Origin of the sequence: Amycolatopsis sp. YIM 10, from assembly GCF_009429145.1 — a bacterium.
Taxonomy (GTDB): domain Bacteria; phylum Actinomycetota; class Actinomycetes; order Mycobacteriales; family Pseudonocardiaceae; genus Amycolatopsis.
In genome coordinates this window covers 6398988-6414511 of sequence record NZ_CP045480.1, presented here as the reverse complement: position 1 = coordinate 6414511, position 15524 = coordinate 6398988, and the positions used below count along the sequence as shown (strand labels likewise).

General features: G+C 70.9%; 14 protein-coding genes. 8 read left to right on the top strand and 6 right to left on the bottom strand.

Annotation, left to right across the window (positions count from 1 at the left end; translation table 11 throughout):
• Positions 1–2 precede the first annotated feature (2 nt).
• Entirely contained in the window at positions 3–773 is a 771-nt protein-coding gene (locus YIM_RS30245) for an RNA polymerase sigma factor (RefSeq protein ID WP_228004099.1), read from the bottom strand.
• Positions 774–880: 107 nt separating this feature from the next.
• Between YIM_RS30245 and YIM_RS30240 the strand changes: the two genes are divergently transcribed.
• Entirely contained in the window at positions 881–1597 is a 717-nt protein-coding gene (locus YIM_RS30240) for a TetR/AcrR family transcriptional regulator (RefSeq protein ID WP_153033574.1), read from the top strand.
• Here the strand turns inward: YIM_RS30240 and YIM_RS30235 are convergent.
• Together YIM_RS30235 and YIM_RS30230 are read right to left on the bottom strand one after the other, a co-directional pair.
• Positions 1594–2841: a GDSL-type esterase/lipase family protein gene (locus YIM_RS30235; protein ID WP_153033573.1), complete on the bottom strand. Its 1248-nt coding sequence runs from the start codon at positions 2839–2841 to the stop codon at positions 1594–1596. The two genes, YIM_RS30240 and YIM_RS30235, sit on opposite strands and share 4 nt — an antisense overlap.
• A gap of 21 nt (positions 2842–2862) precedes the next feature.
• On the bottom strand, positions 2863–4575 hold the full coding sequence (locus tag YIM_RS30230; protein ID WP_153033572.1) for an IlvD/Edd family dehydratase: 1713 nt from the start codon (positions 4573–4575) through the stop codon (positions 2863–2865).
• Between the two features lie 50 nt (positions 4576–4625).
• On the opposite strand from YIM_RS30230, the gene YIM_RS30225 reads away from it, so the two are divergent.
• The 3 genes from YIM_RS30225 to YIM_RS30215 are packed head-to-tail and all read left to right on the top strand — an operon-like array spanning position 4626 to position 7294.
• Positions 4626–5414 (top strand): IclR family transcriptional regulator, encoded by a 789-nt coding sequence (locus YIM_RS30225; protein ID WP_153033571.1) that lies wholly within the window; start codon positions 4626–4628, stop codon positions 5412–5414.
• A gap of 18 nt (positions 5415–5432) precedes the next feature.
• Complete coding sequence (locus YIM_RS30220; protein WP_153033570.1) at positions 5433–6293, top strand: fumarylacetoacetate hydrolase family protein; 861 nt, start codon at positions 5433–5435, stop codon at positions 6291–6293.
• Entirely contained in the window at positions 6293–7294 is a 1002-nt protein-coding gene (locus YIM_RS30215) for a zinc-binding dehydrogenase (protein ID WP_153033569.1), read from the top strand. The genes YIM_RS30220 and YIM_RS30215 overlap by 1 nt, the downstream gene beginning before the upstream one ends.
• On the opposite strand, the gene YIM_RS30210 is transcribed toward YIM_RS30215, so the two are convergent.
• From YIM_RS30210 to YIM_RS30200, 3 genes are all read right to left on the bottom strand, one after another.
• A complete protein-coding gene (locus tag YIM_RS30210; protein ID WP_153033568.1) occupies positions 7275–8432 on the bottom strand; it encodes a metallophosphoesterase in 1158 nt (385 codons plus the stop codon). The genes YIM_RS30215 and YIM_RS30210 overlap by 20 nt on opposite strands.
• A gap of 107 nt (positions 8433–8539) precedes the next feature.
• Positions 8540–9736, bottom strand: a complete 1197-nt coding sequence (locus YIM_RS30205; RefSeq protein ID WP_153033567.1) for a glycerate kinase — start codon at positions 9734–9736, stop codon at positions 8540–8542.
• Positions 9733–11211 carry an SLC13 family permease gene (locus YIM_RS30200; RefSeq protein WP_153033566.1) on the bottom strand — a complete coding sequence of 493 codons (1479 nt, stop codon included), beginning with the start codon at positions 11209–11211 and terminating at the stop codon, positions 9733–9735. The genes YIM_RS30205 and YIM_RS30200 overlap by 4 nt, the downstream gene beginning before the upstream one ends.
• Before the next feature lie 477 nt (positions 11212–11688).
• Here YIM_RS30200 and YIM_RS30195 point away from each other — a divergent pair, with 477 nt between their 5' ends.
• The 4 genes from YIM_RS30195 to YIM_RS30180 are packed head-to-tail and all read left to right on the top strand — an operon-like array spanning position 11689 to position 15502.
• Positions 11689–14088: an ATP-binding protein gene (locus YIM_RS30195; protein WP_153033565.1), complete on the top strand. Its 2400-nt coding sequence runs from the start codon at positions 11689–11691 to the stop codon at positions 14086–14088.
• 49 nt (positions 14089–14137) lie between these two features.
• Positions 14138–14563 carry a roadblock/LC7 domain-containing protein gene (locus YIM_RS30190; protein WP_153033564.1) on the top strand — a complete coding sequence of 142 codons (426 nt, stop codon included), beginning with the start codon at positions 14138–14140 and terminating at the stop codon, positions 14561–14563.
• Positions 14560–14931, top strand: a complete 372-nt coding sequence (locus YIM_RS30185) for a DUF742 domain-containing protein (protein ID WP_153033563.1) — start codon at positions 14560–14562, stop codon at positions 14929–14931. The genes YIM_RS30190 and YIM_RS30185 overlap by 4 nt, the downstream gene beginning before the upstream one ends.
• Entirely contained in the window at positions 14912–15502 is a 591-nt protein-coding gene (locus YIM_RS30180; protein WP_153033562.1) for an ATP/GTP-binding protein, read from the top strand. The genes YIM_RS30185 and YIM_RS30180 overlap by 20 nt, the downstream gene beginning before the upstream one ends.
• Positions 15503–15524 lie beyond the last annotated feature (22 nt).

Sequence of the window (15524 nt, the reverse complement as noted above, 5' to 3'; positions counted from 1 at the left end):
GTTCATCGGGGTCTCGGTGGCGGGGTGAGTTCGCCGTTGGATTCGGCGAGGCGGGCGGCCACGGTCCGGCAGTCCGCGCAGTCGGCGACGTGGTCGTCGATGCGGCGGCTCCGGTGGCAGGACAGGCCGCCGCGGATCCACGTGCCCATCTGGTGGCGGGACGACCGGCAGCTCAGCTCCCCGGATTCGGGGACCTGTTCCTGGAGGTAGGCCTGCCGCAGCCCTTCGCGGGCACGCTTGGCGAGCGCGGCCACCCCGTTGGGTGAGATGCCCAGCACCGAAGCCAGGTCCGCGGCCGACGCCGACTCCACTTCGGTGTGCCAGAGCACCAGCTGCCAGCGCCGCGGCAGCCGCTGGAAGGCCGAGCCCGCCAGCTGCGCGTTCCACCGGCGCAGCACGATCTCGTCCAGCCGGGGCGCCGTGGTGTCGGCCCCCGTTTCCGGTACGTCGCCGTACAACTCGACCCTGGCCCGCCGGCGCTGCCAGGTGATCGCCAGGTGCCGCATGGTGACCAGCAGGTAGGGCCGCAGGTGCTCACGCGGGCCCGCGCCGCCGCGGATGGCCGCGAGCACGCGCGCGAACCCCTCGGCGACCAGTTCGTGCCGCTCGGCCGGACTGCTGTGCCAGCGCCGGGCGAACTGCCGCGCGGGCTCGGCGTGCCGCTGGAACAGCACCCCGTAGGCGGGCAGGTCACCGGCCCGCACCGCGTCGAGCAGGGCGGCATCGGTCGGTTCGATCAGCTTGGGCGGTTCCCCTCGGACAGCACCAGGCAACGCATCGGCCTCCTTCTCCCCAATTCGGCCGGACTTGCGGTAACGAGTACAGAAATGTATCAGGTACACGGTCGTATTAGGTAGTTGGCGGGCGATAAACTCTGCGTATGCCTGCTTCGGCGTCTTCCGGTCACACCGACGGCCGTGCCGCGCGCTGGGCCGGTCAGCGCGAACGCCGTCGCCGCGAATTCGTCGAAGCCGCGTTGCGCGCGATCAGGGAACGCGGCCCGGACGTGTCCACCGAGCGCATCGCCGAAGAGGCCGGGGTCGCGCGAACGCAGCTGTACAAGCATTTCACCGACGCCACCGACATCCACCGCACGATCGCGCGCCGCGCGGTGGAGTTGATCAACGCCGAACTCGCGCCGCTGTGGCAGCTGCACGGTTCGCCGGCCCAGATGATCAGCACCGCGGTGGACACGCACATCCGCTGGCTGGCCGAGAACCGCCACCTCTACCGGTACCTGAGCCGTCACTCGCTGTCCGCGCCGGACACCGGGGACGCCGCGGTCAACGATGTCAGGACCACCATCGGCGAGCACCTCACGGTGGTGTTCGAGCACTATCTGGCCGCCTTCGGGCTGGACACCCGCGTCGCCGAGCCCGCCGCGTTCAGCGTGGTCGGGCTCGTCGACGCCAGCACCGCGCAGTGGCTCCGGCACCCGGGTGGCCTCGAGCACGCCGAATTCGCCGCGATGCTTTCGCGCTGGGTCTGGCGCATCCTCGACGACGCGCTGCGCGAGGGGGGCGTCGAGGTGGACCCGGACCTGCCACTGGCGTTGCCCGAACTCACCTTTCCCAGCTCGCGGACGGAAACCGGTTAACGACCGTCCAGCATGGACAGTGGAACGAAGTCGGCCAGTGCCTGCTGCCCGGCGGCGTTGGCGTGCACGCCGTCACCGTTGTCGTAGGGCGGGTGGATGCCGTTGGGGTGCAACGGGTCCCTGAGCACCTGGTCGAAGTCGGTCACGCCGTCGCAGGTCCCGGAGCAGTTGTTCCAGCGCTTGGTGAAGGTGCCGACCTCGTGCCGGGCCAGGTTCTGCGCGTCGGTGTAACCGGGCCGCGAGGTGATCGGCGTGACGTACACCGCGATACCGGCGTCGCGCAGGCGCCGGAACACCTGCCGGTAACTGTCCAGAATGGACTCCGCTGGGCAGCCGAAGGCGAGATCGTTGGTGCCGTAGTAGTAGATGACCCCGGTGACGCCGTGCAGGGCGAGCACGTCGCGATCCAGCCGCGTGAGCGCGTCGAGTCCGGCGACGCGGTCGGGAGTCCCGGGACACGCGGACGAACTGGTGGTGCCGCTGATCCCGGCGTTCGCGATCGCCAGCTGCCGGTGCGCCGGGCGTTCGGCGACCACGCGCCGCGCGAGGTCGTCGGTCCAGCGGCGGTTGGTGCCCAGCTCGGTGCAGCCCGGCCCGCAGTTCGTGCTGCCGACCCCGTCGACCACCGAGCTGCCGTAGGCGACGATCGTGCCGCGCAGCGCCCTGTTGCGCACGTCGACCGCGCTGACCAGGTAGGTGGACGTGACGGTTTCGGTGTACGCCGCGCCGTCGCCGTCCCCGGTGTGGTCGCCCGCGCCCGCCGAGGTGAGGTAGTTCTCGCGGAACGCGGATTCGTGCTGCCCGGGAACAATCGTGCCCGCGACGTACATGCTGATGCTGACGTCGGTGTCCGGCTTGGTGACCACCCCGGTTTCGTCGCTCCAGACCTCACCGCCGGGCGGGACGGTCACCGCGGGCTTGCCGTGGAAGGTGAGCGGCTTGGCGTCGGTGACCGATGCGTCCGGCCCGCCGATCCCCGCGGTGGCGCGGTCGACGGTCAGCGGGGTCTTGCCGAAGGTGTTCTGCACGCGGATCCGCAGTGCGTCACCGCCCTGGCTCAGGTGCGTGACCATGCGGATCGACTGGTTGGTCAGGGTTTTCCCGGCAAGGCTCTGCTGCGACTGCGCCCACGAGGTGAACCACGGGGAACGCTGCGGCTGCGTGGCGGGTGCCGAGCCCATCAGCAACCCCGCCAGCACCACCGCCGAGGCGGCCAGCGCCGCGAGCTTTCCAGAACGCCTCATCGCGCCCCCTTCAGTGTGTTCTCAATGGGACTCGCGGCTGACTTCCGAGCCGCTGGAACCGAGCAGGAAGTCCAGGTCCGCGCCGGTGTCGGCCTGGAGCACGTGGTCGACGTAGAGCCGTTCCCAGCCGCGACGCGGGTTGGCGTACGCGGAAACGGTGGCCTCACTGGGTTCGCGGGCCGCGAGGTCCTCTTCGGACAGTTCGACGTCGATGCGCCGGGCGCCGACGTCGAGGCTGATCATGTCGCCGGTGCGGACGAGCGCGAGCGGGCCGCCGGCGGCGGCCTCGGGCGCGACGTGCAGCACGACGGTGCCGTATGCGGTCCCGCTCATCCGGCCGTCGCACACCCGCACCATGTCGCGAACGCCTTGCTCCAGCAGCTTCCGCGGCAGCGGCATGTTGGACACCTCCGGCATGCCGGGATAGCCCTTGGGGCCACAGCCGCGCAGCACCAGCACCGAGTCGGCGTCCACGTCGAGGTCCGGGTCGTCGACGCGGGCGTGGAAGTCCTCGATCGAGTCGAACACCACCGCCCGGCCGCGGTGGCGCAGCAGCCGCGGGGTGGCGGCGGCGGGCTTGATCAACGCGCCATCGGGGGCGAGATTCCCGCGCAGCACGGCGATCCCGCCCTCGGCGACCAGCGGTTCCGCGCGGGTGCGGATCACCTCGGGATCCCAGATCGGCGCGTCGTCGAGATAGCTCACCAGCGGTTCGCCGGTGACCGTGAGCGCGTCCGGGTCGAGCAGGTCGCGCACCTCGCGCAGCACGGCGAGCAGGCCGCCGGCGCGGTGGAAGTCCTCCATCAGGAACCGCCCGGCGGGCAGCAGGTCGACCAGCACCGGCACGGACGAGCCGATCCGGTCGAAGTCGTCGATGGACACGTCGATGCCGAGCCGCCCGGCGATGGCCAGCAGGTGGACCACGGCGTTGGTGGACCCGCCGATCGCGGCCAGCGCGACGATCGCGTTGCGGAACGAGCCCGCGGTCAGGAAGGTGCTCGGCCGCCGGTCCGCGGTGATCAGGTCGACGACCAGCCGTCCGGTGGCGTGCGCGGCTTCGAGCAGGCGGCTGTCCGGCGCCGGGGTGCCCGCCAGGCCCGGCAGCACCGTGCCCAGCGCCTCGGCGACCAGCGCCATGGTCGACGCGGTGCCCATCGTGTTGCAGTGCCCGCGGCTGCGGATCATCGCCGACTCCGAGCGGGTGAACTGCTCCGAGGACAGCTTGCCCGCCCTGACCTCCTCCGAGAGCCGCCACACGTCGGTGCCGCAGCCCAGCGGGGTGCCGCGGAAGGTGCCGGTGAGCATCGGCCCGCCGGGCACCACCACCGCGGGCAGGTCCACCGAGGCGGCCGCCATCAGCAGCGACGGAATGGTCTTGTCGCACCCGCCGAGCAGCACCACGCCGTCGAGGGGATTGGCGCGCAGCATCTCCTCGGTGGCCATCGCGGCCATGTTGCGCCACAGCATCGCGGTCGGCCGGACCTGCGTCTCGCCCAGTGAAACGACGGGCAGCTCCAGCGGGATGCCGCCCGCCTCGTAGATGCCGTTCTTCACCGAAACGGCCACTTCGGACAGGTGCGCGTTGCACGGGGTCAGGTCGGAGGCGGTGTTGGCGATGGCGATCTGCGGGCGGCCGAAGGCGTCGCCCGGCGTGCCCCGGCGCATCCACGCGCGATGGATGTAGGCGTTGCGGTCCTGCCCGTCGTACCACTGCCCGCTGCGCAGATCAGACACGGCCGCCCGCCTTCCAATAGTCGGTACGGTGTTCTAAAGTTCGGAACGCGATGAACGATACGCAGATGATCGGCGAAGCGAAAGCACCCGACGAGAGCAAGCTCGTCGGCTCCGATCGTGTGCTCGCGGTGCTCAAGGAACTGGCCAAGTACCCCGACGGGGTGGGCCTGGAAGAGATGACCCGGGTCATCGGCAGCCCGAAGCCGACGGTGCACCGGGCGCTCGGCGCGCTGCGCCGCGCCGGGCTGGCCGACCAGGATCCCCGCGGCCGCTACGTGCTGGGTGACGAGTTCCTGCGGATGGCCTTCGCGCACCACGAGGTGCGGCCGGACCACGTGCGCGTCCACCCGGTGCTGGAGGTGCTGGCGACGCGCTTCGGCGAGACCGCGCACTACGCCGTGCTCGACGGGTCCGAGGTGGTCTACCGCGCCAAGGTCGACCCGCCCACCGGTGCCGTCCGGCTCACCTCGACCGTCGGCGGCCGCAATCCGGCGCACGCCACCGCGGTGGGAAAGCTGCTGCTGTCGTACGAACTGGACACCCGCGAGGCGGTCGAAGCGTGGCTCGGCGACCGGACGCCCGCCCGCCCGACACCTCGGACCCGGTGCACCGCAAGCGAACTGCACGCCGAGCTGGTGCTCGCGCGTGAACGCGGTTACGCCGTGGACGACCAGGAATGCGAGGTGGGCGTCAACTGCCTCGCCGTCCCGGTGCACGCCACGTCACCGTCGGCGCCATCCGGCGCGGTGAGCGTCAGCGCGCTCGCCTACCGCACCCCGTTGCCCGTGCTGGTCGACGCCGTCGGGGAGATCCGGCGGCTGCTCGGCCCGCTCGGCTGAACCCAGGAGCGAATTCCCGTGTACCTCATGCGCATCGGCGAGCCCGGCGCCGAAAAGCCGGTCGCCCGCGTCGACGACGGCCACTACGTCGATCTGTCCGATGTGGCCGGTGACTTCGACGAGAAGTTCTTCGGTGGCGGGGGAGTGGACCGCATCCGCCCGATCGTGGCGGAACGCGTGGCGGCCGGCCGGGTGAGCGCCTTCGCCGGGGAACGCGTGGGCGCGCCGATCGCCCGCCCGCACCAGATCCTGTGCATCGGCCTGAACTACCGGGACCACGCCGCGGAAACCGGGCAGGCCGTGCCCGACGAGCCGATCCTGTTCACCAAGTCGCCCAACACCCTCGTCGGCCCGGACGACGACGTGCGCATCCCGCGTGGTTCGACCAAACCGGACTGGGAGGTGGAACTGGGCATCGTCATCGGCCGTCGGACGTCCTATTTGGACTCCGTGGCCGACGCCCGCGCGGCGATCGCCGGGTACCTGGTGGTCAACGACGTCAGCGAGCGCGCGTTCCAGATGGAGCGCGGCGGGCAGTGGGCCAAGGGCAAGTCCGCCGAGACCTTCAACCCGGCCGGGCCGTGGCTGGTCACCCCGGACGAGATCGACGACGTGCTCGCGCTGGACCTGTGGCTGGAGGTGAACGGGCAGCGGCGGCAGACCGGCAACACCCGGACGATGATCTTCGACCCGTACTTCATCGTGCACCACCTGAGCCAGTTCATGGTGCTGGAGCCGGGCGACCTGATCAACACCGGCACCCCGCCGGGCGTGGGCATGGGCTTCCGCCCGCCGGTGTGGCTGCGGCCGGGTGACGTGATGGAACTGGGCATCGACGGACTCGGCCGCCAGCGGCAGCGCGTGCTCGCGCCCCGGTGATGCGTGCCTTCGTGCTCACCGGGCCGGAGGCGTACGAGGTGCGGGAAGTGCCGTCACCGCGGGCGGTTCCGGGTGAGGTGGTGGTCGACGTCGAGCGCGCCGGGGTGTGCGGCACCGATGTCGAGTTCTTCACCGGCGAGATGGCCTACCTGCACCAGGGGCACTCCTCGTACCCGCTGCGCCTGGGGCACGAATGGGCGGGCACGGTGACGGCGATCGGGGACGGGGTCGATCCGGGCTGGCTCGGCCGCCGGGTCATGGGCGACACCATGCTCGGTGACCGGACCTGCCGCCGCTGCCTTCGCGGGTTGCAGCACGTGTGCGAGCACCGGCAGGAGGTCGGCATCCGCGACGGCCGTCCCGGCGCGCTGGCCGAGCGGATCGCCGTGCCCGACTGGTCGCTGCACGCGTTGCCGGATTCGGTCGACGCGGTGCTCGGGGCGCTGGTGGAGCCGGGCGGCAACGCGCTCCGGGCGGCGCGGGCGGCCGACGCCGGGCCCGGTGATCGCGTGCTGGTCATGGGACCGGGCACGATCGGGCTGCTGGTGGCGTTGTTCCTGCGCGCGGCAGGTGCCGAGGTGCACCTGCTGGGCCGCACCGCTTCGTCGCTCGATTTCGCCAGGGGACTGGGTTTCGAGCACACCTGGGGCGAGGTCCCGGACCTGCCGTTCGACGCGGTCGTCGACGCGGCCAACGCCGAGCACCTGCCCGCGCTGGCACTGGACCGCGTCGAGCCTGGCGGCCGGATCGTCTACATAGGAATCGCCGGGCGGCCCAGCCGGATCGACACCAGGGCGCTGGTGCTCAAGGACGTCACCGCGGTCGGCATTCTCTCGGCGTCACCGGGACTGGCCGACACCATCGCCGCCTACGCCGAGGGCACCGTCGACCCGCGCCCGCTGGTCGCGGCCACCGTCGGCCTCGACGAGGTCGGCGCGGTACTGGCCGGGAAGTACCCGGGCCCCAAGGTGCAGGTGGACCCTAGGGCGCCCGCAGGGTGATCAGGGTGATCTCGCTCGGGGCGAACACACGCAGCGGTGGTCCCCAGAAACCCGCGCCGCGGCTGGTGTAGAGCTGGGTGGTGCCGTGCTGGGAGAGGCCCTCCAGCACGGGCTGGTCGGTGCGGACGAGGTAGTGGAACGGCCAGATCTGGCCACCGTGGGTGTGCCCGGCCAGCTGGAGGTCGACCTGGTTCGCGGTCTCGGCGATCTGCTTCGGCTGGTGGGCCAGCAGCAGGATCGGCACGTCCTCGGGCGCGCCGTCCAGCGCCCGGTCCAGTTCGGCGCCGTGCCCGTCGAGGCCGGAGGCGCGGGCGGTGGCGTCGTCGATCCCGGCCACGATCAGCCGGTGCCCGCCGCGTTCGACCACCACGTGCCGGTTGTGCAGGGAGTCCCAGCCGAGCGAACTCATGTGGTCCAGCCAGGCCTGCGCCTCGCCGAAGTACTCGTGGTTGCCGGTCGAGTACACCCGCGCCAGCGGGGCGGTGATGGTGCCCAGCGGGGCGACCTGCGCCCGCCGCTGCTCGACCGTTCCGTCGGCGAGGTCACCGGCGTGGGCGACGATGTCCGGCTTCAGCGCGTTCACCGCGGCGGCGGTGCGCCGGGACCACCGCGTCCGGTCGAGCGGGCCGAAGTGCGTGTCGGTCAGCAGGGCCACGGTCGTGCCGTCGAGGCCGGAGCCGAGCCGGGGCAGGGTCACCTCGACCCGGCGGATCCTCGGCACGCGCATGGCTTCGCGCACCCCGTAACCGACCAGCGCGACACCGATCACCAGCACGAGCACGGCGATGATCCGCGAGCGCCGCGGTTCGGCCACGCCGAGCAGCGCGACCCTGGCCACCAGGCTGAGCACCGACCACGCGAAGAACACCCAGACCACACCGAGCGCGGTGTCCGCGATGCGCGCGGCCCAGTCGCGGCCGCGGCCGTGCCCGAGGAACATCAGCACCGGGAAGGCCGGCGCGGCGATTCCGAAGAGGACTGTTCCGGCGACCACCACGGGCGTGGGCCACGGCAGGACCAGCGTGGCCCACGGCACACCGAACAACAGCAGCAGGGCGAGCACCACCACACCGGCGAACACCCCGGGGCGCCGTCCCGTCCGCTGCCGGGGTCGCCGCGGCTGCCGAGTTTGCGTCATGCCACCAAGTTACCCGCGCTGGTTGTCATAAGCGGCGGAGCCGCTTGCTGTGGGCCGTCAACCCGCACCGCTACTCGCACAGCCACGCAAACACTGTCGAACTCCGGCTAGGCGGGTAGTCCGGACGCGCACCGCGGCGCCAGGTCCGGCAGGTGCGTGCCGACCATGATCAGCCGCAGGGCGCGTTCGGTGGCGTTGGTGAGCAGGGCCTCGGCGTTGCCGATGGCGTCGGCCAGGGTGCCGGGGGCGGCGAGAATGCCGGTGAAGGCGTCGATGCCGGCGCCGCGGGTGGCGTCGGCGCCCTCGCCGATGGTGCCGGCGAGCGCGATGACCGGGACGTCGTGGCGCTTGGCGAGCCTGGCCACCTCACCGGGCACCTTGCCGCGGACGGTCTGGGCGTCGATGGTGCCTTCGGCGGTGATCACCAGGTCCGCGGTGCTGATCCGGGCGTTCAGGTCGAACTGGTCGAGCAGCACGTCGAACCGGGAGCGCAGCCGCGCGCCGAGGCCACCCGCGAGACCGGCGCCGAGCCCACCGGACGCCCCGCCGCCGGGGACCAGCCGCAGGTTCTTCCCGCTGGCGCCGTCGAGCAGCGCGGCCCAGCGGTCCATCGCCGCCGACAGGACGGCCACCTGCGCCGGGGTGGCCCCCTTCTGCGGACCGAAGACGGTGGCGACACCGCGGTCACCGGTGAGCACGTTGCACGGGTTGCACGCGACGACCAGTTCGGTGTCGCGCAGCCGCGGGTCCAGCCCGCTCGTGTCCAGCGACACCGCGTCGTTGAGCGCGTAACCGCCGAAGGGGATCGCTCGGCCGTCCGCATCGGTGATCTTCGCGCCCAGCGCGCTGAGCGCGCCCGCGCCGCCGTCGCAGGTACCGGAGTCACCGCAGCCGACGAGGATTCTGGCGCAGCCGAGGTCCAAAGCGGACCGGATCAGTTCACCCACCCCGTAGGTCGTGGTGCGGCCCGGGTCCCGGCGGTCGGCGGGCACCAGGCGCAACCCGGCGGCGGCCGCCATCTCGACCACCGCGGTCCGCGGCCCGGGACCGCCCAGCAGCGCCAGCGGCGCGACCACCGGATCCCCGACCGGACCGGTCACCGTCACCGGTATCAGCCCCCCGCCGGTGTTCTCGGCGAGCGCGCGGGCCGAGCCCTCACCGCCGTCGACGAGCGGAACGGTGTCCAGCAGCGCGGTGGGCGCCACGCGCCGGACCCCGGCCGCGATGGCCCCGGCGACCGCGTCGGCGGACAGGGACTCCTTGAACCCGCTGGGGGCGATCACCAGACGCAGTGGCGTGGTCATTTTTTCTCCTGGAGGTAGAGCGGTAAACCGAACCGCGGCCAGACGGCCGTGGCGAACAACAGGACGAGCAGTACGAGGAGCGGGCCGAGCACCACCGAAAGCCGCAGCAGATCGCTTCGGCGGTAGGTGGGCGCGTCGTCGATCCCGCTGAACAGCGCGACGGGCTTGGCCGACGCGGGCAGCGTGTGGCAGAACCCGGCCGCCACCGTCGAGGCGAACGCCGCGGCGGCCGGGTTGAGCCCGGAAACCGCGGCCACCGGCAGGATCAGCGGCACCAGCACCGAAGAACGGGCCGAACGCGACTGCAACACCAGGTGCGCGGCCGCGCTGACGCCCACGACCACCGCGAGCACCACGAACGCGTCGCCGGTGTGCTGCCCGAGCGTCACCCCGGCCAGCCAGCCCGCAGCGCCGGACAGGCTCAGCGCGGAACCGAGCGCGGTGGTGGCCACCATGAACAGCAGCAGCGACCACGGAACCGTGGACAGCGCGGTGTCGAGCGCCACCGTGCCCGCCTTCGGCACGGTGATCAGCACCGCCCCGGCCAGCGCCACGAGCGCCGGGGAAAGCCCGTGCCAGGCTTCGGTGCACCACAGCCCGACCACCAGCGCGAGCACCGCCAAAGCGCGGAGTTGCACCACATTCAACGGTCCCGGTGGCACGCCGGACTCTTCGGCGAGGCGCCGGGCGTCCACCACGACCGGCTGCTTCCGCTCGGCCCGCCGGGTCATCAGCAGCAGCACCAGTTCGGCGGCGAGATGGCTGCTCAGCACCGCGATCGGCACACCGAGCAGCAGCCACTGTCCAAACGAGATTCCGGAACCGGTGGCCCCGGCGAGGATCTCCACGGTGATCAGGTGCGCTCCGGCGCCGGTCAGCGTGGCCGCCGCGGACAGCAGGATCACCGTCGGGATGAGCAGGGCGAGCGCGCGAACCACGGCCGGGCGGCCGGTGAAAGCCCGTGCCAGCGCGAGGAACACCGGCAGGGCCAGTGCCGCGCGGCCGGAGGTGGCGGGAATGGCGAAGGCGGTGAGCACCAGCCACGCGGTGAGCAGGTGGAACAGCGTTCTGACCCGGGAAGCCCTGGTGCACAAGGCGATCGCCGCCCTGGCGGGCAACCCGGTGGCGGAAATCCCCGCCGCCAGCACAAAAGCCGAGATCAGCAGCCACACCGTCTCACCGCCCAGCGCGGCGAACACCTGGTCGGCGTCCAGCACCCGCAGGAAGACCAGTGCCAGCAAGGCGGCGAAACCGACATAGGTGTCGTTCCGGCCGAACAGCCAGAAAAGCGTGGCTCCGGCGAACACGACCAATGTGCTCCGGCCGGCCGCGGGCAGTGCGGATCCGGCGTCCGGCAGGAAAAGGTACAGCGCGGCCAGCGCCACCGCGGCGGCGGCCAGCCCGAACGGCCAGCGCGGCACGCGTGGCGCCGCGGTCGCGGCCGGATCGGCGCGGTGCGCCGCGATCTTGAGCATGGGCCGAGAATGTGGCCGGACGCTGAACGACCGGTGAAACGCCGATGAGTGAATCCTCATCGGAGTGTTCCGTTGTCCGCCAGGGAGTCCACTGGGGACGCACACGAGTTACGGACGTAGGTCCGGGTGCCGAGAAAATTTGATGTTCACCCGTTCGGCCCAGTCCGCTGGACGGTGTTCGGCGGCTGACGCTCGTACCTGGCGAAACGCCAGTAGTCGACCGGGTGCGCACAGTCACCAGTAGTTGATCTTCGGGACGCAGCGCACAGTCGGGTGGGCGGGTAGCACCGCGTTCGGGTGAGACATGGTAAAAAACGGACCCTGATCTGTTCCGCGGCAACACGGAGGGTGAGGCGAGCACTGGTGGCGATGGGCCCGGGTCCCTGTGGTCCCAACGGTTCCGTCGTCGGTTCTGCTTCCTCTGCCAGATCTCCCCACGTTTTTCGCCGACTGTCACTCAGGAGTTCGTGAACCCCCGTGCAGAACAAAGATGAACAAGATGAATCGGACAAGCCGTATGACAAGTCCATCCGGAAGCGGCTGACCAGGACCGTTCTCATCCCCAGCGTGACCCTGCTGGTGCTCTGGACCGCGTTGTCCTCCTACTTCTTCATCAACGGTCTCTACGTGCGGCTGGTCGCCGCGTCGGTGCGCGAGGTGTCCATTCCGGCCGCCACCGCGCTGGCCGCCTTCCAGCAGGAACGCCAGACCGCCTTGCGGTACCTGGACAATCCGTCCGCCGGGCAGGCGGGGCTGCAGGAGAAGCAGCAGGCCACCGACGAGAAGCTGGTCGCGTTGCAGGCCGCGTTCGACTCGACCATCTCCAGCGCGCCCGACGAGATCGCCACCAAGGTCAACGGGCTGAAGAGCCAGTTCGAGCAGCTTCCGGTGCTGCGCTCGCAGATCAACTTCCGCAGCATCGACCGGGCGCAGGTCAACGACTACTACAACGGCGTGCTGGACGCGGCGTCCAACCTGTTCGACACCCAGGCCCGCGTGGTGCCCGATGCCGAAGCCGCGCACGGCGGGGTCACCGCGACCACCGTCTTCCGCGCCGGCGACCTGATGTCGCGCGAGACCTCGCTGGTGTCCACCGCGTTCGCGGCCAAGGCGTTCGACCCCGACGACTTCGTCCAGTTCACCCAGCTCTCCGGTGCCTACCGCACGCAGCTGGCACAGGTCGAACCATTTCTCGACCCGGAAGTCCGCGCGAAGTACCAGGCCCTGACCACGAGCCCGGCGTGGGACCAGCTGGCGAACGCGGAGGAGGCGCTGGTCAAGCGCGGCCCGTGGGCCGGGGCGCAGGCGAACAACCTGCCGGTCAGCGAAGCCGACTGGCAGAGCGCGGCGAACCAGGTCGCCAGCAGCCTCAACGATCTGTCCATCCAGCAGGCGGACAAGGTTTCCGCGGCCGCCATCGAGTCCGGCGACGCCCAGCTGCGCAACGCCATCATCGGCAGTGTCCTGGCGCTGCTGGCCTCGCTCGCGGCGATCATCGTCGCGGTGCGGGTGTCGCGCTCGCTCGTCGACCGCGCGCTGATGACCCGTCTCGCGCGCCTGCGCGACGACGCGCTCGACCTCGCCCGCAACCGCCTGCCCCGCATCGTCGGCCGGCTCAAGAGCGGTGAACCCGTTGACCTGAAACAGGAACTCCCGCAGCTCGACCACGGCCGCGACGAGATCGGCCAGGTGGCCGAGGCGTTCAACGCCGCCCAGCTCACCGCGGTCAACGCGGCGGCGAGCGAGGCCAAGGCGCGCAGCGGTGTGCACAACGTGTTCCTCGGCATCGCCCACCGCAACCAGGTGCTGGTCCACCAGCAACTGCAGATCCTGGACGAGATGGAAAGCCGCGAGGAGAACTCCACGCAGCTGGCCTCGCTGTTCCAGCTCGACCACCTCGCCGCCCGTGCCCGCCGCACCACCGAGAACCTGATCATCCTCGGTGGCAAGCAGCCGGGCCGCCGCTGGCGGAAGCCAGTGCCACTGCTGGAAGTGCTGCGCGCGGCGGTTTCGGAAACCGAGCAGTACGCGCGGGTCCAGGTCGAGCAGGTCGCCGACGTGGCCATCGTCGGTGTCGCGGTGGCCGACACCATCCACCTGATCGCCGAGCTGGTCGACAACGCGACTTCGTTCTCCCCGCCCGGTTCGCCGGTCGAGGTGACCAGCCGCAAGGTCGCCCGCGGGGTGGTGGTGGACGTGTCGGACCAGGGGCTGGGCATGAAGGACAGCGTTCGCCAGTGGGCCAACGAGATGATGGCCGAGGCGCCCGAGTTCGACGCGATGGCGCTGCGGGCCGACTCCAGCCTCGGCTTGTTCGTGGTCGCGCGGCTGGCGGCCAAGCTCGGCATCACCGTCACCTTCGATCCGTCCCGGTACGGCGGCCTCCGCGCCACCGTGCTCATCCCGAGCCAGCACCTGGCCGGGGAGGAGGCGGAGCGCAACGGCGAGGCGGAGTTCACCGCCGCGCCGGACAACGCGGTCCTCGCGTCAGTGGGCGCCCCGGCGCCATCGGCATCGGCACAGGAAAGCTCCGCCCCGACCATGAACACGCACAGCTCGTTCACCGGCCAGATCCCGCTGAAGCGAGATGTCAAGCCGAGGCCGTACCCGGCACGCGCGCACACCCCCGAAGCCGCACCCACCACCCCGCCGGCGTTCACCGAGGCGAAGCCCGCGGCTCCCGCCGAGCCGCCGCCCCCGCCCGCCGACGACCGGCCGCGGCTGCCGCGGCGCGAACCGCAGCAGAACCTGGTCGCCCAGCTCGAGCACGAACCGGACGACGACGTCCAGAGCACGGTGACGCCGGGCGAGGGCACCGCGCGCACCCTCGCCGCGTTCCACAAGGGCACCCGCCGCGGCCGCGACGGCGATTCGTAGTCAGCGACAGCACACGAAAGTCCACTTAGGAAAGTCAAGGTCTATCCGCATGAACGAGTACGGGAACGCCAAACCCGATCTCAACTGGCTGCTCGACGACATGGTGAACCGGGTCGTCGGCGCGCAGAACGCCATCGTGCTGTCCGCCGACGGTCTGCTCATCGGCAAGTCCGCCGGGATGAGCAAGGACGACTCGGACCAGCTCTCCGCCATCGCCTCCAGCCTGCAGAGCCTGGCCAAGGGGGTGAGCAAGCAGTTCGCCCGCGGTGCGGTGCTGCAGAACATGATCGAGATGGAACTCGGGTACCTGTTCGTCTCGGCCGCCGGCGCGGGTGCCTGCCTCGCCGTGCTGGCGGGGGAGAACGTCGACGTGGAGATGATCGCCTACGAGATGAGCAGGCTGGTCAAGCGCGTCGGCGACTACCTCACCGCCGCTCCCCGCGAAACCGCGCACGCACTGCGAGAGGCCACGTGAGCGGGGAAGACGGCTGGTACGACGAGGCGGCCGGGCCACTGGTCCGGCCGTACACGATCACCAGCGGCCGCACTCCCGGCGAAAGCGCCAAACTGGACCTTTCCACGCAGGTGATGACACTGCGGCAGGAACAGGAACCCACCGGACTCGGCCCGGAGCACATGGCGATCGTGCAGTTGTGCCGCAATCCCGTGTCCATCGCCGAGATCGCGGTCTACGTGAAGATCCCGCTCGGGGTGGTGCGGGTGCTGTGCGCCGACCTGATCGAGCGCGGGCTCGTGATCACCCGTTCCCCCACCCACCACCCGGCGCAGGCGCCGAACCTCGAAACTCTCCAGGCGGTTCTCGATGGCCTCATCAAGTACTGACGGCTCGGCGGCGGACAACGTCCCGACGCCGGTCAAGATCATCGTCGCCGGCGGGTTCGGCGCCGGGAAGACCACCATGGTCGGCTCGGTCAGCGAAATCCCGCCGCTGACCACCGAGGAGGTGCTCACCGAGGCGAGCGCCGGGGTGGACGACCTGTCCGGGGTGGAGCGCAAGCACACCACCACGGTCGCGCTCGACTTCGGCCGGATCACCATCTCGCCGCGGCACGTGCTGTACCTGTTCGGCACCCCGGGGCAGGCGCGGTTCTGGTTCATGTGGGACGACCTGGCGCGCGGGGCGATCGGCACCATCGTGCTGGTCGACACCCGGCGCCTGGAGACCAGCTTCGCCGCAATCGACTTCTTCGAGCGGCGGAAGATCCCGTTCATCGTGGCGGTGAACTGCTTCGACAAGGCGCCACGGTACACACCGGACGAGATCCGCGAAGCCCTTGTGGTGCCGGACAGGGTGCCGATCGTCATGTGTGACGCACGCGACCGCGATTCGAGCAAACTCGCGTTGATCCGCCTGGTGAAGCACGCGATGACGGTGTTGCCAGTACCAGCCTGATCTGTTGCCTGACAAGGGAAGT